Source organism: Streptomyces sp. M41(2017) (genome assembly GCF_002078175.1).
Lineage (GTDB): Bacteria > Actinomycetota > Actinomycetes > Streptomycetales > Streptomycetaceae > Streptomyces.
The window spans coordinates 25,488-42,317 of the sequence record NZ_MWFK01000002.1 but is presented as its reverse complement, the minus strand read 5'-3'; the positions used below and the strand labels follow the sequence as shown (position 1 = coordinate 42,317).

At 70.5% G+C, this 16,830-nt stretch carries 13 protein-coding genes; 11 read left to right on the top strand and 2 right to left on the bottom strand.

Going from position 1 to position 16,830, the window contains the following annotated elements:
- The first annotated feature begins 155 nt into the window (after nucleotides 1–155).
- From B0675_RS25890 to B0675_RS25880, 3 genes are all read left to right on the top strand, one after another.
- Complete coding sequence (locus B0675_RS25890) at nucleotides 156–2,057, top strand: 2-oxoacid:acceptor oxidoreductase subunit alpha (protein WP_081222047.1); 1,902 nt, start codon at nucleotides 156–158, stop codon at nucleotides 2,055–2,057.
- The gene (locus tag B0675_RS25885) at nucleotides 2,047–3,099 is read left to right on the top strand and encodes a 2-oxoacid:ferredoxin oxidoreductase subunit beta (RefSeq protein WP_081222046.1); all 1,053 of its coding nucleotides are present in this window, start codon (nucleotides 2,047–2,049) and stop codon (nucleotides 3,097–3,099) included. Before B0675_RS25890 ends, B0675_RS25885 begins: the two co-directional genes overlap by 11 nt.
- Before the next feature lie 296 nt (nucleotides 3,100–3,395).
- Complete coding sequence (locus B0675_RS25880; RefSeq protein WP_241539985.1) at nucleotides 3,396–4,178, top strand: methylmalonyl-CoA mutase family protein; 783 nt, start codon at nucleotides 3,396–3,398, stop codon at nucleotides 4,176–4,178.
- Between the two features lie 63 nt (nucleotides 4,179–4,241).
- Here B0675_RS25880 and B0675_RS25875 read toward each other — a convergent pair whose 3' ends face one another.
- Entirely contained in the window at nucleotides 4,242–4,916 is a 675-nt protein-coding gene (locus tag B0675_RS25875) for a DUF4097 family beta strand repeat-containing protein (RefSeq protein ID WP_081222044.1), read from the bottom strand.
- Between the two features lie 250 nt (nucleotides 4,917–5,166).
- On the opposite strand from B0675_RS25875, the gene B0675_RS25870 reads away from it, so the two are divergent.
- Nucleotides 5,167–5,898 (top strand): helix-turn-helix domain-containing protein, encoded by a 732-nt coding sequence (locus B0675_RS25870; protein WP_081222043.1) that lies wholly within the window; start codon nucleotides 5,167–5,169, stop codon nucleotides 5,896–5,898.
- 147 nt (nucleotides 5,899–6,045) lie between these two features.
- The gene (locus tag B0675_RS25865) at nucleotides 6,046–7,545 is read left to right on the top strand and encodes an MFS transporter (RefSeq protein ID WP_241539984.1); all 1,500 of its coding nucleotides are present in this window, start codon (nucleotides 6,046–6,048) and stop codon (nucleotides 7,543–7,545) included.
- Here the strand turns inward: B0675_RS25865 and B0675_RS25860 are convergent.
- Complete coding sequence (locus B0675_RS25860) at nucleotides 7,542–8,327, bottom strand: MBL fold metallo-hydrolase (RefSeq protein WP_081222041.1); 786 nt, start codon at nucleotides 8,325–8,327, stop codon at nucleotides 7,542–7,544. The genes B0675_RS25865 and B0675_RS25860 overlap by 4 nt on opposite strands.
- 682 nt (nucleotides 8,328–9,009) lie before the next feature.
- Here B0675_RS25860 and B0675_RS25855 point away from each other — a divergent pair.
- From B0675_RS25855 to B0675_RS25830, 6 genes are all read left to right on the top strand, one after another.
- Entirely contained in the window at nucleotides 9,010–11,265 is a 2,256-nt protein-coding gene (locus B0675_RS25855; RefSeq protein WP_081222040.1) for an MMPL family transporter, read from the top strand.
- Between the two features lie 333 nt (nucleotides 11,266–11,598).
- Nucleotides 11,599–12,270, top strand: a complete 672-nt coding sequence (locus B0675_RS25850; protein WP_081222039.1) for a DUF4097 family beta strand repeat-containing protein — start codon at nucleotides 11,599–11,601, stop codon at nucleotides 12,268–12,270.
- A 55-nt stretch (nucleotides 12,271–12,325) separates the two neighbouring features.
- The gene (locus B0675_RS25845; protein WP_081222038.1) at nucleotides 12,326–13,297 is read left to right on the top strand and encodes an ATP-binding cassette domain-containing protein; all 972 of its coding nucleotides are present in this window, start codon (nucleotides 12,326–12,328) and stop codon (nucleotides 13,295–13,297) included.
- The gene (locus tag B0675_RS25840; RefSeq protein ID WP_081222037.1) at nucleotides 13,294–14,070 is read left to right on the top strand and encodes an ABC transporter permease; all 777 of its coding nucleotides are present in this window, start codon (nucleotides 13,294–13,296) and stop codon (nucleotides 14,068–14,070) included. The genes B0675_RS25845 and B0675_RS25840 overlap by 4 nt, the downstream gene beginning before the upstream one ends.
- A 357-nt stretch (nucleotides 14,071–14,427) precedes the next feature.
- Nucleotides 14,428–14,961: a hypothetical protein gene (locus B0675_RS25835; protein ID WP_081222036.1), complete on the top strand. Its 534-nt coding sequence runs from the start codon at nucleotides 14,428–14,430 to the stop codon at nucleotides 14,959–14,961.
- Nucleotides 14,962–15,522: 561 nt separating this feature from the next.
- Entirely contained in the window at nucleotides 15,523–16,464 is a 942-nt protein-coding gene (locus B0675_RS25830) for a helix-turn-helix transcriptional regulator (RefSeq protein ID WP_347110924.1), read from the top strand.
- The last annotated feature ends 366 nt before the right edge of the window (nucleotides 16,465–16,830 follow it).

Here is a 16,830-nt window from a genome sequence, read left to right as displayed (position 1 = left end):
CCGGGGCGGGGCGGAGCAGCCGCTGGACGACGGCCCGAGCGCCCCTCCACCGGCGGTGCCTAGCCTCGACGCAGACGTAGGACCCTGCACCGCACCGCCTGTCCGCCGACGTGCCCGCACCCGCCGGACCAGCACCGACAGGAGCCGACCCACGTATGTCCGTGCACACCACCGCCCCCGCCACGACAGGGGTGTACGACAAGGAAGTCCGGCGCCTGGACCGGGTCGTCATCCGCTTCGCCGGCGACTCGGGTGACGGGATGCAGCTCACCGGTGACCGTTTCACTTCGGAGACGGCCTCGTTCGGCAACGACCTCTCGACGCTGCCGAACTTCCCGGCCGAGATCCGGGCCCCCGCAGGAACCCTGCCGGGCGTTTCTTCTTTTCAACTGCACTTCGCCGACCACGACATCCTCACCCCGGGTGACGCGCCGAATGTGCTGGTGGCGATGAATCCGGCCGCGTTGAAGGCGAACATGGCGGATGTGCCACGGGGTGCGGAGATCATCGTGAACACGGACGAGTTCACGAAGCGGGCGATGCAGAAGGTCGGGTATGCGACCAGTCCGCTGGAGGACGGTTCGCTCGATGGGTACAGCGTGCATCCGGTGCCGTTGACGACGATGACGGTGGAGGCGCTGAAGGAGTTCGACCTCTCGCGCAAGGAGGCCGAGCGGAGCAAGAACATGTTCGCGCTGGGGTTGTTGTCGTGGATGTACAACCGGCCGACGGAGGGTACGGAGAAGTTCCTGGCGGCGAAGTTCGCGAAGAAGCCTGAGATCGCAGCGGCGAACCTGGCGGCGTTCAGGGCGGGTTGGAATTTCGGGGAGACGACGGAGGATTTCGCGGTCTCCTACGAGGTGGCTCCGGCGGCGCAGACGTTCCCGACGGGTACGTACCGCAACATCTCGGGGAATCTGGCGCTGTCGTACGGTCTGATCGCGGCGTCCCGGCAGGCGGATCTGCCGTTGTATCTGGGTTCGTATCCGATCACTCCGGCTTCGGACATCCTGCATGAGTTGAGCCGGCACAAGAATTTCGGGGTGCGCACGTTCCAGGCGGAGGACGAGATCGCGGGGATCGGGGCCGCGTTGGGGGCCGCCTTCGGTGGTTCGCTGGCGGTGACGACGACGTCGGGGCCGGGTGTGGCGCTGAAGTCGGAGACGATCGGGCTGGCCGTCTCGCTCGAACTGCCGTTGCTGGTCATCGACATCCAGCGGGGTGGGCCGTCCACGGGTCTGCCGACCAAGACGGAGCAGGCCGACCTGTTGCAGGCGATGTACGGCCGCAACGGCGAGGCCCCGGTCCCGATCGTCGCGCCCATGACGCCGGCGGACTGCTTCGACGCGGCCATCGAGGCGGCCCGGATCGCCGTCACCTACCGCACCCCGGTCTTCCTCCTCTCCGACGGCTACCTCGCCAACGGCAGCGAACCCTGGCGCGTCCCGGAGAGCGATGAACTCCCCGACCTGCGCGTCCAGTTCGCCCAGCACCCCAACCACGCCCTGGACGACGGCACCGAGGTCTTCTGGCCGTACAAGCGTGACCCGCAGACGCTGGCCCGTCCCTGGGCGGTCCCGGGGACGCCGGGGCTCGAGCACCGGATCGGCGGGATCGAGAAGCAGGACGGCAGCGGGAACATCTCCTACGATCCCGCCAACCACGAGTTCATGGTCCGCACCCGGCAGGCCAAGATCGACGGGATCGACGTCCCCGACCTCGACGTCGACGACCCCGCCGGCGAAGCGAACACGCTCGTTTTGGGCTGGGGTTCCACCTACGGGCCCATCACCGCCGCCGTGCGCAGGTTCCGCGCCGCCGGCGAACACATCGCGCAGGCCCACCTGCGCCACCTCAACCCCTTCCCCCGCAATCTCGGCGACGTCCTTCGCTCCTACGACCGTGTCGTGATCCCGGAGATGAACCTCGGCCAGCTCGCCACCCTGATCCGGGCCACGTACCTGGTCGACGCCCACTCCCACACACAGGTCAACGGCATGCCGTTCAAGGCCGAACAGCTCGCCACCGCCCTCAAGGAGGCCATCGATGCCCGCTGAGGCCCTGACCCTCATCCCCAGGCCCGAAGTACCGCTGACCGCACGGGACTTCAAGTCCGATCAGGAGGTGCGCTGGTGCCCGGGCTGTGGTGACTACGCGATCCTGGCGGCGGTGCAGGGGTTCATGCCGGAGCTGGGGCTGGCGAAGGAGAACATCGTCTTCGTCTCCGGGATCGGCTGCTCCTCGCGGTTCCCGTACTACATGAACACCTACGGGATGCACTCGATCCACGGGCGTGCCCCCGCGATCGCCACCGGACTCGCCTCCTCGCGCCGGGATCTGTCCGTGTGGGTGGTCACCGGGGACGGCGACGCGCTGTCCATCGGCGGCAACCACCTCATCCATGCCCTGCGCCGCAACGTGAACCTGAAGATCCTGCTGTTCAACAACCGGATCTACGGCCTGACCAAGGGGCAGTACTCGCCGACCTCCGAGGTCGGGAAGATCACCAAGTCGACGCCGATGGGCTCGCTCGACGCGCCGTTCAACCCGGTGTCCCTGGCGATCGGCGCGGAGGCCTCGTTCGTGGCCCGTACGGTCGACTCCGACCGCAAGCACCTCACCGACGTCCTGCGCCAGGCCGCCGCCCACCCGGGCACCGCGCTGGTGGAGATCTACCAGAACTGCAACATCTTCAACGACGGCGCCTTCGAGGTCCTCAAGGACAAGCAACAGGCCGAGGAAGCCGTCATCCGCCTCGAACACGGCCGGCCCATCACCTTCGGCACCGACCAGTCCAAGGGCGTCGTCCGCGACCCCGTCACCGGAGACCTGGTCGTGGTCCCGGTGACGGACGAGACCCGGCACCGGATCCTGGTCCACGACGCCCACACCGCGTCCCCGACCACAGCGTTCGCCCTGTCCCGCCTCGCCGACCCCGACACCCTGCACCACACCCCCATCGGGGTCTTCCGCAGCGTCGAACGTCCCGTCTACGACACGCAGATGACCGACCAGCTGGACGCGGCCATCGAGCAGAACGGCAAGGGAGACCTCGCGGCACTGCTCGCCGGCGGCGACACCTGGACCGTCGTCGGCTGAACCCCGGCCCCCGCCGCGCGGCGGGCACCGAGAAACGGGACTGCATGGAGCACACCGCAACAGGCGCGCCACGACCGCACGCCGGCCCGGTGCACGGCCCGCCGGTTCGCGAGCCCGGGAACCCGGACCGGCGGAAGCGGAAGGGGGAGCGGAGCGGCCAAGGTCCGGGGGAGGCGGGCACGTGGCTCCGGGAGGCGGACCAGTCGCTCCGGGAGCCGTCCGCCCACCCCTCGACCCGCGTCGCCCACCCGGACCCGCGCACCGACCGTCCGCCCACGCCGGGGCCGTGCACCGCATTGGTCGCCGGCACTGCGGCCGAGGCCAACGCCCGCTACCGGCGGCAGATCGCGGCCGGCACGACGGAGCTGTCCGTGGTGTTCGACGTGCCGACCCGGACCGGGCACGACTCCGACGCGCCGGCGGCGAGCGCTGAGGTCGGCCGGGCGGGGGTGGCGATCGACTCGATCGACGACATGCGGGTGCTGTTCGCCGGGATCCCGCTCGACGAGGTCGTCACCTCGATGCGCTGCGGCGCCTGCGCCGCGCCGCTGCTCCTGCTGTACCAACTGGTCGCCGAGGAGCAGGGGGTGGCGGCCGGCCGGCTGTCCGGCACCGTCATCGTCCAGGACGGCGGGGCGGGGGAGTGCACCCCGCAGGGTGCCCGTGTCTTCCCGCCGGGGCCGTCAGCGCGGCTGGCCGCGGACCTCGTCCGGTACTGCCGTACCGAGCTTCCGCAGTGGGCCACCGACGCCCGCCAGGTGGTCCGGGAGACCGGCCCCGGCGCGTACGTCGTGCCCCTGACCGGCTCCGTCACCTTCGACGCGGAGAGGCCCGAGGGGCCGGCGCCCGCCGACCCCGCTGCCGCGGTGCGGCAGGGCGAACGCATCGCCAAACTCCGTGCCTGGCGCGAACAACGGGACGTGGACGCCGCACTCACCAGGCTGAAGAAGGCGGCGGCGGGCGACGGCGACGTCCTGCGCCCGATGAGGGAAGCCCTGCGCGCCCGCGCCACCGTCGGCGAGGTGTGCGACGCACTGCGCGAGGTGTGGGGCATCCGTCTCCCGGCGGATGCCCGTTGACTGCCGTGCGGCGGATGAGGGCCGGGGGATCTGCGGCGGGTGCCCGCCGAGGGCCCCTGCCGTTCAGTTGCTGCGGGCGGTGATGTCGCCGTAGCCGGTGGTGGCGTGGATGGCCAGGCCTGCGGCGGAGCCCTCGGAGTTGTTCAGGGCGTTGTCGACGCGGCCGTATCCGGTGCCGGCGTCCAGGGTGGCGGAGACGCCGTGGGCGGCGCCGACGCTGATGTGGCCGGCCTCGGTGCGCAGGGTGACGGTGCCGTGCACGGCTTCGGTGATGGTCAGGTCGCCCTTCTGGGTGCTGATCTCGGCGGAGCCGCCGAGCCGGCGCACGGTGATGTCACCGGCGGCGAGGGTCAGGCGGGCGCTCGCGGTCTCGTCGAGGGTGATGGTGCCCTGGGCGGATTCGGCGGTGACGTCGCCGAGGCGTCCGGTGCCGCTGATCTCGGCGGCGGCGGTCCTCGCCTCGACGCGGGAGCCGGCGGGGAGCTGGACGGTGACCTCGACGGCCCCGGAACCGGCGCCCAGGAGGCGGCTGTTGGCCTCCGGGGTCTCGATGCGCAGGACGCCGTCGGCGTAGGCGACGGTGACCTGCTCGGCCGCCTTCACGTCGGCGCCCCTGGAGGCGTCGGCGGGCACGACCTCGACGCCGGTGTCGGCGCCGTCCGCGGCGACCAGGCGGACCCGGCCGGCGGGGATGGCGAGAACGGCGGAGATCGGGGCGGGGGAGTCGAACTTCTGCATCGTGCTCTCCTTCTCCTGCATCGCGCGCCCCAGCGGCCCGCGGTTTCTGATGACAGAAAAGCTACGTTGCATTCACTGATCGAGCAACAGTGGCGTTGCGCAACAGGCGCATAACTGCAGTTGGGAGAACGGAAATTGTTGCAATGGTTCAACATCTAACGCAACACTCCGGACTTCTGTTGTTGCAATGAATTGGATGTGAACGCTATAGTCCCGACAACACGCGCCATGCACGACGAAGGAGACCGCGATGCCGGGAGGCAGGCTCACCCAGCAGGAACGCCAGCAGATCGCGCTGGGACTGGCCGACGGCCTCGCCTACGCCGAGATCGCCCGACGCCTGGACCGCCCGACCTCCACCATCACGCGCGAGGTGATGCGCAACGGCGGCCCCACCTCCTACCGCGCCGACCTCGCCCACCGGGCCACTGAACACCGCGCCCACCGCCGCAAGCAGGCCACCCCCCGGGACGCGAGGACACCCCAGCCGCAAGGCCGCCACGAACAGGCCGTACGCGAGTACGAAGAGGTGCTCACCACCGTCTTCATGGCCTCGGGCGCGCCCACGATGATGGCCCGCGTGATGGCCTGCCTCACCCTCACCGACTCCGGCAGCCTCACCGCCGCCGAACTCGTCCAGCGCCTCCAGGTCAGCCCGGCGTCCATCTCCAAGGCCATCGCGTTCCTGGAGAGCCAGGGCCTGGTCCGCAGGGAGCGCGACGAACGCCGCCGCGAGCGCTACGTCGTCGACGACGACGTCTGGTACCAGTCCATGATGGCCAGCGCCCGCTCCACCGCCCAGATCGTGGAGACCGCACGCCAGGGCGTCGGCGTCCTGGGCCACGGCACCCCGGCCGGCAACCGCCTGGAGAACATCGCCCGCTTCCTCGACTACGTCTCCGAGAGCCTCGCCCGCGCCGCGGAACAGGCCCGCGAGGTCCTCTACACCAAGCCCGAGACGACACCGGACGAAACCGACTGAGCCGCGATCCGGCCGCGGGACCCGCCCGCTCCGCCGGTCCCACCCGCGTCCGGCGGGAAGGCTTCCGCCGGAACGCCGGTGGAGCCCTGGCCCAGGACGTACCGGAATCCCTTGTCCCGTATGGAGATTGAGGTGAGGATCCCGGCTGTGACCGATGCCGACGCCGTCAGAGCCGGGTTCCCGAGGTCCGGCGGCTCCGCCCCGCCCACCGGCCCCGGACCCCGCGCCGCCACCCTCGTCCCGGAGGCGGGCCCCCCGCCCAACCCCCTTGCGGGCAAGGGAACATGCACGCCTTTGGACGCGTCCGGCGCGGCGTCCGGCCGGCCCGGCCCGTCCGGGCGGAGCCCGGCACGGCCGGCCCGCCCCGCGCACCGCGACACGAACGTGCTGCGCTGGCTGACCGCCTACTTCGCGTCCATCGTCGGCGACAGCGTCTACTTCCTCGCGCTGGGCTGGGCGGCCGCGCAGTTCGCCGGGCCGGCACAGGTCGGCATGGTGCTGGCGGTGGGTGCCGTCCCCAGGGCGCTGCTGATGCTGCTGGGCGGTGTGGTGGCCGACCGGTTCGATCCGCGCAAGGTCGTCATCGGTTCCGACGCCCTGCGGGCCGCGGTGATCCTCGCGCTCGCCGCGGTGCTGTGGCTCAGCACACCCAGGATCTTGCTGCTGGTGGTGGTGGCGCTGGTCTTCGGGGTGGTGGACGCCCTGTTCATGCCGGCGGTGGGCGCGCTGCCCCCGCGGCTCACCGCCCCCGACGAGGTCGTCCGCCTGGTCGGCATGCGGCAGTTGGCGATCCGGATCGGCAAGGCGGTGGGCCCGCCCCTGGCCGGGTTCGCCCTCGCCCACCACGGCGAGGCCGCCTTCGCGACGGCCGGGGTGCTGTTCGCGTTCTCCCTCCTCCTCCTGGCCGGTGTGCGCATCGCGCCCCTGCCGGCGGAGCCGGGCGCGGCCGGACCCGGCACCCCCTGGCAGGACCTGGCCGACGGACTGCGCTACATCCGCCGCCACCGCCTGGTGGGACCGCTCGTGCTCGCCACCGCGCTGAGCGAGATCGGGTTCATGGCGCCGCTCCAGGTGGGAGTGTTCCTCCTGGCGGGGGAGCGGGGCTTCGGGGCTTCCTCGATCGGCTGGATCCTCGGCGCGTTCGCGGTCGGGGCCGGACTGGGAGCCGTGGGCCTGTCCCTCATGGGACGGATCCGGCGCGCCGGAACGGTCCAGGCCGGCACGCTCGTCGTCGCCTCCGCGGCGATCGGCGCCATCGGTCTGCTGCCGACGGTGGCCGGCGCGGCGACGGTCGCCGGCTTCGCGGGACTGGTGGGCGGCGTGTGCGGAGGCCTGTCCATCGCCCTGATCCAGCACAACACGGCCGCCGCCTACCAGGGCCGCGTGGCCGGCGTCCTGGCCCTGTCCCACGTCGGCCTCGCCCCGCTCGTCTTCCCCCTGTTCGGACTCGCGGCCGGCGCGGTCGGAGTGACCCCGATGTTCCTCATCGGCGCGGGCATCAGCGCGAGCGCCGCCGTCGTCGGCCTCCTCTCCGGCGACGTACGCCGGGCCCAGCTGACCGTGCGGCAGCCCCCGAAGCCAGGGCCCCGCACACCGGAGCCCGCCCCGCCGCCCGCCACCGACCCCCCAGCCGGCCGGCCCCGCTAGACGCGCGCGAGGGCCTGCTCGAACAGCACGGGGTCGTGGGCGTTGACGATGAGCAGATCGGGCTCCCCGCGCTCGTACAGCTCGGCGAGCCGCGCATGGTTGTCGCGCACCTGCTTGATGTCGTACGCGATGAAGGACTCCATGCCGCTGAGCGTGCGCGGGACGGGGGAGCGCCGGTCCAGGACGCCCAGATGGTAGAAGGCGTCCCCGGCGTGCAGCAGCCATCCGCTGTCCGACTCCACGGCGACGGCGGCGTGCCCCCGGCTGTGCCCGGGCAGAGCGATCAGTACGATCCCGGGCGCGATCGCGTCGAGTTCACGCGCCGCCGCGAAGCCGCGCCACCGCTCACCGTCGGGACGGTGCTCGACGAGCTTCACGCCGTGCTCCCACTGCGGCCGCCGGTAGCGGATCCGCTCCCGCCAGGTGGGGGAGTGGACGGAGCCCCTCGCCTCGTCGGCGGTGAGGTGGACCTGCGCGTCGGGGAAGTCGGCCAGCCCCCCGATGTGGTCGGAGTCGAAATGCGTCAGCACGATGTGGCGGACGTCCTCGCGGCGGAACCCGAGCCTCTCGACCTGCCGTACGGCCGTCTCCTCGACGTCGAACACGGGCCGCACGAAACGCCGGGAGGGCCCGACCCGGCGCCCGGGATCGGCGATGTCGTCGAGCCCGTACCCGGAGTCGACGAGGACCAGACCGCCGGCGGTCTCCAGGAGCAGCACATGACACACCAGGCGCGCGCCGGGCGGATGCATGGTGCCGCAGTTCAGGTGATGAACTTTCACAAACGCAGTCCTTGTCGTGTGGGGAGGCGGGCAGCCCCGGCCCTTCCTCCCGTCGGAGCGTCCCGGCGCGGCGGCCCGGAGCCGAGCGGGCCATGATCGGAAGGCTAACCGCCTCCCGTACAGCCATAGTTGAGCGATGGACGAGGGAACCTGGACCGCGCGCGTGCGCCCTTCGGGCGGCAGGACGCCGCCGGCCTGATCAACACCTCGCCTACCCGCCCGGCGTGGACGCACGCCGGGCACCGCGTCGGACGCCCGGATCCGGACGTCCTTCGTGCGGCGCTGCCGCCGCCACCGGCGCCGCCGAACGGGCGCGCCCGAGGCCTCCGATCAGGCGTGCCCCTCACCGCCGAACGGGCCTGCCCGGGGCTCCCGTTGGGGGCGAGCGGGACTCGACCAGGCTTCGAGCGCGCTCCGGCAGACTGTCCCGGTGCCCCAGGTGTGCGCCTCAGGCGTGTGCCGGGCGCGGCCGGGGGAGGGGTGGCGCACCGCGGGGGTGCGGGGGTGTGCGGGGGCCCGTGTTCCGCCGTGCCGCGAGGCCCGCTCGAGAGCCGCCGGAGGCGCGCTCGAGGGCCGTCCCGGGAGTGGCGGAGAATCACCGTCGACGTAAGTAAACCGCCACTGCGGTTTGTTAACCTGCGCGGGTCTTGGTGCCATCCGATCCCGACGGGAGCCCCCCACCATGGCGACGTTGCTCTACAGACTGGGCCGATTCGCGTTCCGCAGGCGAGGCCTGACGGTACTGCTGTGGCTGCTGGTTCTCTTCGGTGCGGGATTCGCGGCCTCCTCGGCCCCCGCGCCTCCCGCCGACACCTTCTCCATGCCGGGCACCGAGTCGCAGAAGGCCTTCGACCTGCTGGAGGAGAAGTTCCCGGCCGCAGGCGCCGAAGGTGCAAGCGCCCGGGTCGTGGTCCGCGCCCAGAAGGGGGAGCGGATCACCGAGACCGCCACCAAGAAGTCGGTCGCCGACCTCGTCGGCGACCTCGGCGACAACCCGGGCGTCACCCGGGTCACCGACCCGTTCACCACCGGCGCGGTCAGCAAGGACGGCACCACCGCCTACGCGGTCGCCACCTACAAGGCGAGCGGCACCGAACTCACCGACGCCCAGCACGACGCGCTGGACAAGAGCCTGCGTACGGGCCGGAGCGCGGGCCTGACCGTGGAGGCCGGCGGCGACGCGGTGAAGGTCGACACCGCCATGAGCGGCGTCGGCGAGAAGATCGGCGTCCTGATCTCCGCCCTCGTCCTGCTGCTCACCTTCGGCTCCCTGATCGCCGCCGGCATGCCGCTGCTGACCGCCGTCGTCGGCGTCGGCATCGGCATCAGCGCCATCACCGCCCTGGGCAGCACACTCGGCCTGTCCGCGACCACCTCCAACCTGGCGATGATGCTGGGCCTGGCGGTCGGCATCGACTACGCGCTGTTCGTCGTCTCCCGCTACCGCTCGGAGAAACTGGAGGGCCACGACCGCCAGGAGGCCGCCGGACGGGCGGTCGGCACCGCGGGCTCCGCCGTCGTCTTCGCCGGCCTCACCGTCATCGTCGCGCTCGCCGGCCTGAGCGTGGTGAACATCCCGGTCCTGACCAAGATGGGCCTGGCCGCCGCCGGCACCGTCGCCGTGGCCGTCCTCATCGCCACCACCCTGGTCCCCGCCCTGCTCGCCTTCGCCCCGATCCGCGTCCTGCGCCGCCGCGACCGCGCCGCGTTCCGCAGCAAGCCCCTCTCACCCCGAAAGCAGCGCAAGGCGGCCAAGCAGGCGGCCAAGCAGGCCCGGCGCCACCCCAACCTCGGCGCACGCTGGGCCGGTTACGTCCTGCGCCACCCGGTCGCCGTCCTGCTGGTCGGCGTCGTCGGCCTGGGCGCGCTGGCCGTGCCCGCCGCGAACTTGCGCCTGGGTCTGCCCGGCGAGGGCACGATGGCCACCGACACCACCCAGCGCAAGGCCTACGACATGCTCTCGGCGTCCTTCGGCGACGGCTTCAACGGCCCGCTCACCGTGACCGTCGAAGCCCCGAAGGCCGCCGCCGTGGCCAAGCGGGTCGCCCAGCGCTTCGCCGCACAGGACGGCGTCGCCTCCGTCGCCCCGCCGACCGTCAACCCGGCGGGCGACACCGCCCTCTTCAACGTCATCCCCGCCAGCGGCCCGGGCAAGGCCGCGACCGAGGACCTGGTCCGCTCCCTGCGCGACAGCGCCGGCGGCCTGGAGAAGGGCACCGGCTCCGAGATCCTGATCACCGGTCAGACGGCCCTGATCATCGACTTCTCCCACACCCTGGACAAGGCGCTGCTGCCCTACCTCGCCCTCGTCGTGGGCCTGGCCTTCCTGCTCCTGATGGTGGTCTTCCGCTCGCTCCTGGTCCCGTTCAAGGCGGCCCTGGGGTTCCTGCTGTCGGTCGGCGCGGCGCTCGGCGCGGTCGTCGCGGTCTTCCAGCAGGGCCACCTCGCCGGCCTGTTCGGCATCGACCAGCCCGGTCCCATCGTGAGCACCATGCCCATCCTCATGATCGGCGTGGTCTTCGGACTCGCCATGGACTACGAGGTGTTCCTCGTCAGCCGCATGCGCGAGGCCTACACCCACGGCGCCACTCCCGCCGAGGCCGTCGTCACCGGCTTCCGCTTCGGCGGCCGCGTCGTCTCGGCCGCCGCCGTCATCATGATCAGCGTCTTCTCCGGTTTCATCGCCGAGGACAACGACCTCGTCAAGATGATGGGCTTCGCGCTGGCCTCCGCCGTGCTCTTCGACGCCTTCGTCGTCCGCATGGCCATCGTCCCGGCCCTGTTCGCCCTGCTGGGCACCAAGGCCTGGTGGCTGCCGAAGTGGCTCGACAGGCTCCTGCCCAACCTGGACGTCGAGGGCGCGGAACTGCGCCACGGCCCCGCCGGCCCGCCCCGGTCGTCCCGCAGTCCCAAGCGCGAGCGCGAACTCATCCGCTGAGCCACGGCCCTCGGGCCCCGGACCGGCAGGAGCGCGCGACCGGACAACGCCACGACGCCACCGGCCACCGGCCGGTGGCGTCGTGGCCGCTGCCGGCACCACCGGCCGGTGGCCGTCCACGGATAGCGTTCACCCTCAATCATTGCAACAAGCTTCGGGCTGAGACGTTGCGTTATGCGCGAGACGATTGCAACAACTTTCGCGCATTTACCAGCAGTTATCGTCGGCTTGCGCAACAACAGTGTTGCCAGAACCATGAATGCAACGTAGCGTTTCTGTCATCGGAAAGCGCGGGCGCCGTAGGGGCGCGCGGTGCAGGACAAGGAGAGCACGATGCAGAAGTTCGACACGCCCGCCCCCGTCTCGGCCGTCATCGACATTCCTGCGGGCCGGATCGAGGTCATCGCCGCCGACCGGGGGGACGCCACGGTGGAGGTCCTGCCGGCGGACGCGGCCAAGAGCCGGGACGTGAAGGCGGCGGAGCAGGTCACGGTCGTCCACGCCGACGGCGTCCTGCGCATCGAGGCCGCACCGGCCAAGAACCGCATCCTCGGCACCGGTTCCGGATCGGTCGAGATCACCGTCCACCTCCCCGTCGGCTCCCGCGTCGAGGCCAAGACCGCCGCCGCCGACTTCCGCGGCGTGGGCCGCCTCGGCGACGTCACCTTCGAAGGCGCCCAGGGCACCCTCAAACTCGACGAGACCGCAGGCGCCCACCTGACCCTCATGGCAGGCGACATCACCGTGGGCCGCCTCGGCGGACCCGCCGACATCAGCACCCAAAAAGGCGACCTCACCGTCACCGAGGCCACCGGCGGCACCGTCACCCTGCGCACCGAATCCGGCGACATCACCATCGGCGCCACCCCCGGCGTCTCCGCCACCCTCGACGCCGGCACCACCCACGGCCGCATCAGCAACGCCCTGAAGAACACCGGCCACGCCCCCGCCCTCACCATCCGCGCCACCACCGCCCAGGGCGACATCACCGCCACCAGCAACTGACCCCCCACGCCCCCACGACACCATCACCACCCGCAGCCTCAAAGGAGTCCCCCTCATGACCAACCTGGCCATCGCGGCGCACGGGTTGCGCAAGTCCTACGGTGACAAGGTCGTACTCGACGCCGTCGACCTGACCGTTCCGGAAGGCACCGTCTTCTCCCTGCTGGGTCCCAACGGTGCCGGCAAGACGACGGCGGTGAAGATCCTCTCGACGCTCATCAGCCCCGACGAGGGTTCCGGGCAGATCCGGGTGGGCGGCCACGACCTGGCATCCGACGCGCAGGCCGCGCGCGGTGTCATCGGGGTGACAGGGCAGTTCTCGGCGGTGGACGGGCTGATCACGGGCGAGGAGAACATGCTCCTCATGGCCGACCTGCACCACCTGCCGAAGGCGCAGGGCCGGCGGGTCGCGGCCGAACTCCTGGAGCGCTTCGACCTGGTGGAGGCCGCGAGGAAGCCGGCGTCGACCTACTCAGGCGGTATGAAGCGCCGTCTGGACATCGCGATGACGCTGGTCGGCGGCCCGCGGATCATCTTCCTCGACGAGCCGACCACCGGTCTGGACCCGCGCTCGCGGCACAACATGTGGCAGATCATCCGGGAGCTCGTCACCGGCGGGACCACGGTCTTCCTCACCACGCAGTACCTGGAGGAGGCCGACGAACTCGCCGACCGCATCGCCGTCCTGAACGACGGGAAGATCGCCGCCGAGGGCACGGCCGAGGAACTCAAGCGCCTCATCCCCGGCGGACACATCCGCCTGCGCTTCACCGACCCCACCGCCTACCAGAGAGCCGCCCTCGCCCTCACCGACAGCGCCCGCGACGATGAAGCCCTCGCCCTCCAGTTCCCCAGCGACGGCAGCCAGCGCGAACTGCGCACCATCCTCGACCGCCTCGACACCGCCGGCATCGAAGCCGACGAACTCACCGTCCACACACCCGACCTGGACGACGTCTTCTTCGCCCTCACCGGCAACACCACCCTCCCCGCCCAGCCCGCCCCGTCCAAGGAGACCGTCCGATGAGCTCCCTCTCCCTCGCCGTGCGCGACTCCTCCACCATGCTGCGCCGCAACCTCCTGCACGCCCGCCGCTACCCCTCCCTCACCCTCAACCTGCTGCTCACCCCCGTGATGCTGCTCCTGCTGTTCGTCTACATCTTCGGCAACACCATGAGCGGAGGGGCGGGCCGCTCCGCCTACATCGCCTACATCGTCCCCGGCATCCTGCTCATGACGATCGGCTCCACCGTCGTCGGCACCGCCGTCTCGGTCGCCACCGACATGAACGAGGGCATCATCGCCCGCTTCCGCACCATGGCCATCCACCGCGGCTCCGTCCTGTTCGGCCACGTCGTCGGAAGCGTCCTGCAAGCCATCCTCAGCGTCGTCCTCGTCGGCGCCGTGGGCGTGGCCATGGGCTTCCGCTCCACCGACGCAGGCGTACTGGAATGGCTCGCCGCCCTCGGTCTCCTCGCCTTCTTCGCCCTCGCCTTCACCTGGATCGCCGTCGGCATGGGCCTCGGCAGCCCCAACGCCGAAGCGGCCAGCAACAACGCCATGCCGCTGATCCTGCTGCCGCTGATCTCCAGCGCCTTCGTCCCGCTGGACTCGATGCCGGGCTGGTTCCAGCCGATCGCCCACTACCAGCCCTTCACTCCCGCCATCGAGACCCTGCGCGGCCTCCTGCTGGGCACACAGATCGGCAACAACTGGTGGATCGCCCTGCTCTGGTGCGCGGTCCTGAGCGTGCTCGGCTGGCGCTGGTCGCAGTCCCAGTACAACGCCGATCCCAAGTAGCCGGGCAGGCACCGCGAATCGGTTCCACCCCAGGGCGGCGCACCCCGACACCCGTCGGAGTGCGCCGCCCTGCCCATGCTGGGGCCGCCCGGACAGCCCGCGGGGCGCCGGATCCCCGGCGTAGCGTTCACAACCACTCCATTGCAATGAGTCTAGAGTGGCGACGTTGCGTTACGGCTAGAACCATTGCAACGAAAATACGGCAACAAGCTGCTGCAACGCGCGTCATGGGCAATAAGTGCGTTGCCAAAACAATGAATGCAACGTAGCGTTTGTGTCATCAGAAACAATGAACCGTCGGGCTTCGCAGGCCGGCGAACGCACGTTCCGCAGGCCAACGGCGAAGGGAGCCGGACCATGAAGACACCACACGACCGGCAGCAGGCGGCCGCACCCGGCGCCGTCACCGCCTTCGCCCGCTTCACCCTCCTCGGCGGCACCGTAGGACTCGCCTCCAGCCTCACCGTGGCCGCCCTCGCCACCCAGATCCCCTGGGGCCTGGCCAACGCCCTCGTCACCGCCCTGTCCACCCTCCTGGCCACCGACCTGCACGCCCGCTTCTCCTTCGGAGCCGGCACCCGCGCGACCGGACGCCAGCACCTGCAGTCCGCCGGCTCCGCGGCCGCAGCCTTCGCCCTCACCTGCACGGCCACGTTCGTCCTGCACCAACTGACAGCCACCCCCGGCGCGATGCTCGAGCAGAGCGTCTACCTCACCGCCTCGGCACTCGCCGGCCTCGCCCGCTTCACGGTCCTGCGCCTGGTCGTCTTCGCCCGCGGCAGCCGCTTCCGGGTGGCAGCGGACCGCACTGCCCGCCCCGTACAGGCGAGGGTGGCCGACAGTGACACCATGTCGCCTGCTGGTCCGACGTTGCTCTGCCGCGCCGCCTGACCGCCTCGGCCGGAATTCGAATCTGCTTCATCGCGTATCCGAGTTGATCCTCGGCTCGGTTCCCGAGCCGAGTCCCGGCAGCCCGGACCGGCGTCCTGCGCTTCGCGGGCGTCCTGCACGGCAGACCGCGTCCGAAAAGCCCCCACCGACACGCTGGTCCGCCAGAGGGGCGCGCCGCGCGCCTGCTCGTGTCGGGCGGGCCACTGCGGAGCGACATGTAGCTGCCCGGCCGGTCGCATCCCGCCTGCCTCGCGGGCGGGAGACTTGACGACATTCCGGACGAGGATCCGTCCCCGGCCATGCTCCGGGAAATCTAGTAGCACACGCAGTGCCGCACGGGTAAGTCCCGTTCTCGTTATCTGCGTCGTCGAAACAAGGACGTCCCCGGCATCGTCCCCAGAGGGGACCTGCAGACACTCGGATCCTCTGTGTGAAGTCACTCAACTGCGGTGGGTCTGGAGCTACTCGTGCGACAGAGGGGACGGCGGTGTCGCGCATTGAAGCTTGCATAAAGACGGCTTACTTTGTGCGCTCTTCAGGTCGGCTGATTCTCACTCAGTGATGCGACAATCAGCCGTATCGCAGATTGGGGGACAAATGACGATGCCGAGCAGAGGAAGCCCCGCGATACAGCGGCTGCGATTGCGCTCCATGTTGCGGGAGTACAGGACAGCCACCGGCCTGACGCAGCGGCAGGTGGCAGAGCGCATGGAGTGGTCTCCCAGCAAACTGCTGAGGATCGAGGCCGGCGAGGTGGGCATCTCTGTCAACGATCTGCGACCGCTGCTGGGACTGTACGGAGTAACGGACGCGGCGACCGTTGAAGGGCTGTTGAACCTGGCTCGTGGCAGCCGGAAGATGCCGTTCACCGAGTATCGAGACATCTACGACAAGGACTTTCTGGGCTTCTTGGCCATGGAGTCCTCGGCGTTCGTCACCCGAAGCTTCCAGCCACTGGTTATGCCCGGTCTCCTGCAGACCGAGGAGTACGCCATGGCGATCATCCGCGCCTATACGCCGCCGCAGTTCTCCGAGCAGCAGCACCAGCGCATGCTTGAAGCGCGCATGCTGCGACAGGAGGCACTCGACAGGGAGCATGCAGAGGCCTACTTCATCCTGGACGAGTCGGTGATACGCCGTCAGGTGGGTGGTCCTGGCGTGATGCGGGCGCAGCTGAGACGGTTGGCCGAGTTGGCGGCCCATCCCCGGCGCAGCATCATGATCTTCCCTTTCAGCAGTGGTGCACATGCCGCCTCTCAGGGGCCCTTCACGCTGTTCGAGTTCGAGGAGGACATGCGGCCGTTCGTCTACCTCGAGAATCTCAGGGGAACGGCCACGGTGAGTACGGCGACCGAGGACTTCGTCTCCTACCTGGAGTTGTTCTGGGGCCTGGAGGAGCGAGCGATCAAAGGAGACCAGGTACCTCGGATCCTGCTGCAGGTTGCCGAGCACCTGGAAACCGAGCCGCACGACTTTCGGATTGCACAGCGCGAGGATGAATGACCTGCATCACTTGCGGCCACCCTGCAACCGTGCGCACTCCGGTGTGGCCATCGGGGCATTCCCGGGCAGGGGAGCTGCCTATGTGCTGCTCCGCGCCACCTCGGCAGGCGCGGAGCAGCCGCAGGGCGCATTGAGGCACGATGGGGCGCACTGGCGCAAGGGTGGCGACATGGCTGTGGCTCCGCACAGGCGAAGCCACAGTCGGGGCCGGCCCGCTGCAACGGGACGCGCCCCATGCTGATCGCCCGGGCCAACCGGACACCAGCGTATGGGCCACAGTCGCGCATCCAGACCGAGTTTGCAACGCCGCTGGTAGGGCGGCGCGGAGCATCCTGGAGGCAACCGTTCTTAGGTAGGTGTGCTCTG

Coding starts and splice junctions, on each gene's coding strand:
- B0675_RS25885 (WP_081222046.1), top strand. CDS start 2,047: ATGCCCGCTGAGGCCCTGACCCTCATCCCCAGGCCCGAAGTACCGCTG.
- B0675_RS25870 (WP_081222043.1), top strand. CDS start 5,167: ATGCCGGGAGGCAGGCTCACCCAGCAGGAACGCCAGCAGATCGCGCTG.
- B0675_RS25875 (WP_081222044.1), bottom strand. CDS start 4,916: ATGCAGAAGTTCGACTCCCCCGCCCCGATCTCCGCCGTTCTCGCCATC.
- B0675_RS25855 (WP_081222040.1), top strand. CDS start 9,010: ATGGCGACGTTGCTCTACAGACTGGGCCGATTCGCGTTCCGCAGGCGA.
- B0675_RS25830 (WP_347110924.1), top strand. CDS start 15,523: ATGCGACAATCAGCCGTATCGCAGATTGGGGGACAAATGACGATGCCG.
- B0675_RS25835 (WP_081222036.1), top strand. CDS start 14,428: ATGAAGACACCACACGACCGGCAGCAGGCGGCCGCACCCGGCGCCGTC.
- B0675_RS25840 (WP_081222037.1), top strand. CDS start 13,294: ATGAGCTCCCTCTCCCTCGCCGTGCGCGACTCCTCCACCATGCTGCGC.
- B0675_RS25850 (WP_081222039.1), top strand. CDS start 11,599: ATGCAGAAGTTCGACACGCCCGCCCCCGTCTCGGCCGTCATCGACATT.
- B0675_RS25845 (WP_081222038.1), top strand. CDS start 12,326: ATGACCAACCTGGCCATCGCGGCGCACGGGTTGCGCAAGTCCTACGGT.
- B0675_RS25890 (WP_081222047.1), top strand. CDS start 156: ATGTCCGTGCACACCACCGCCCCCGCCACGACAGGGGTGTACGACAAG.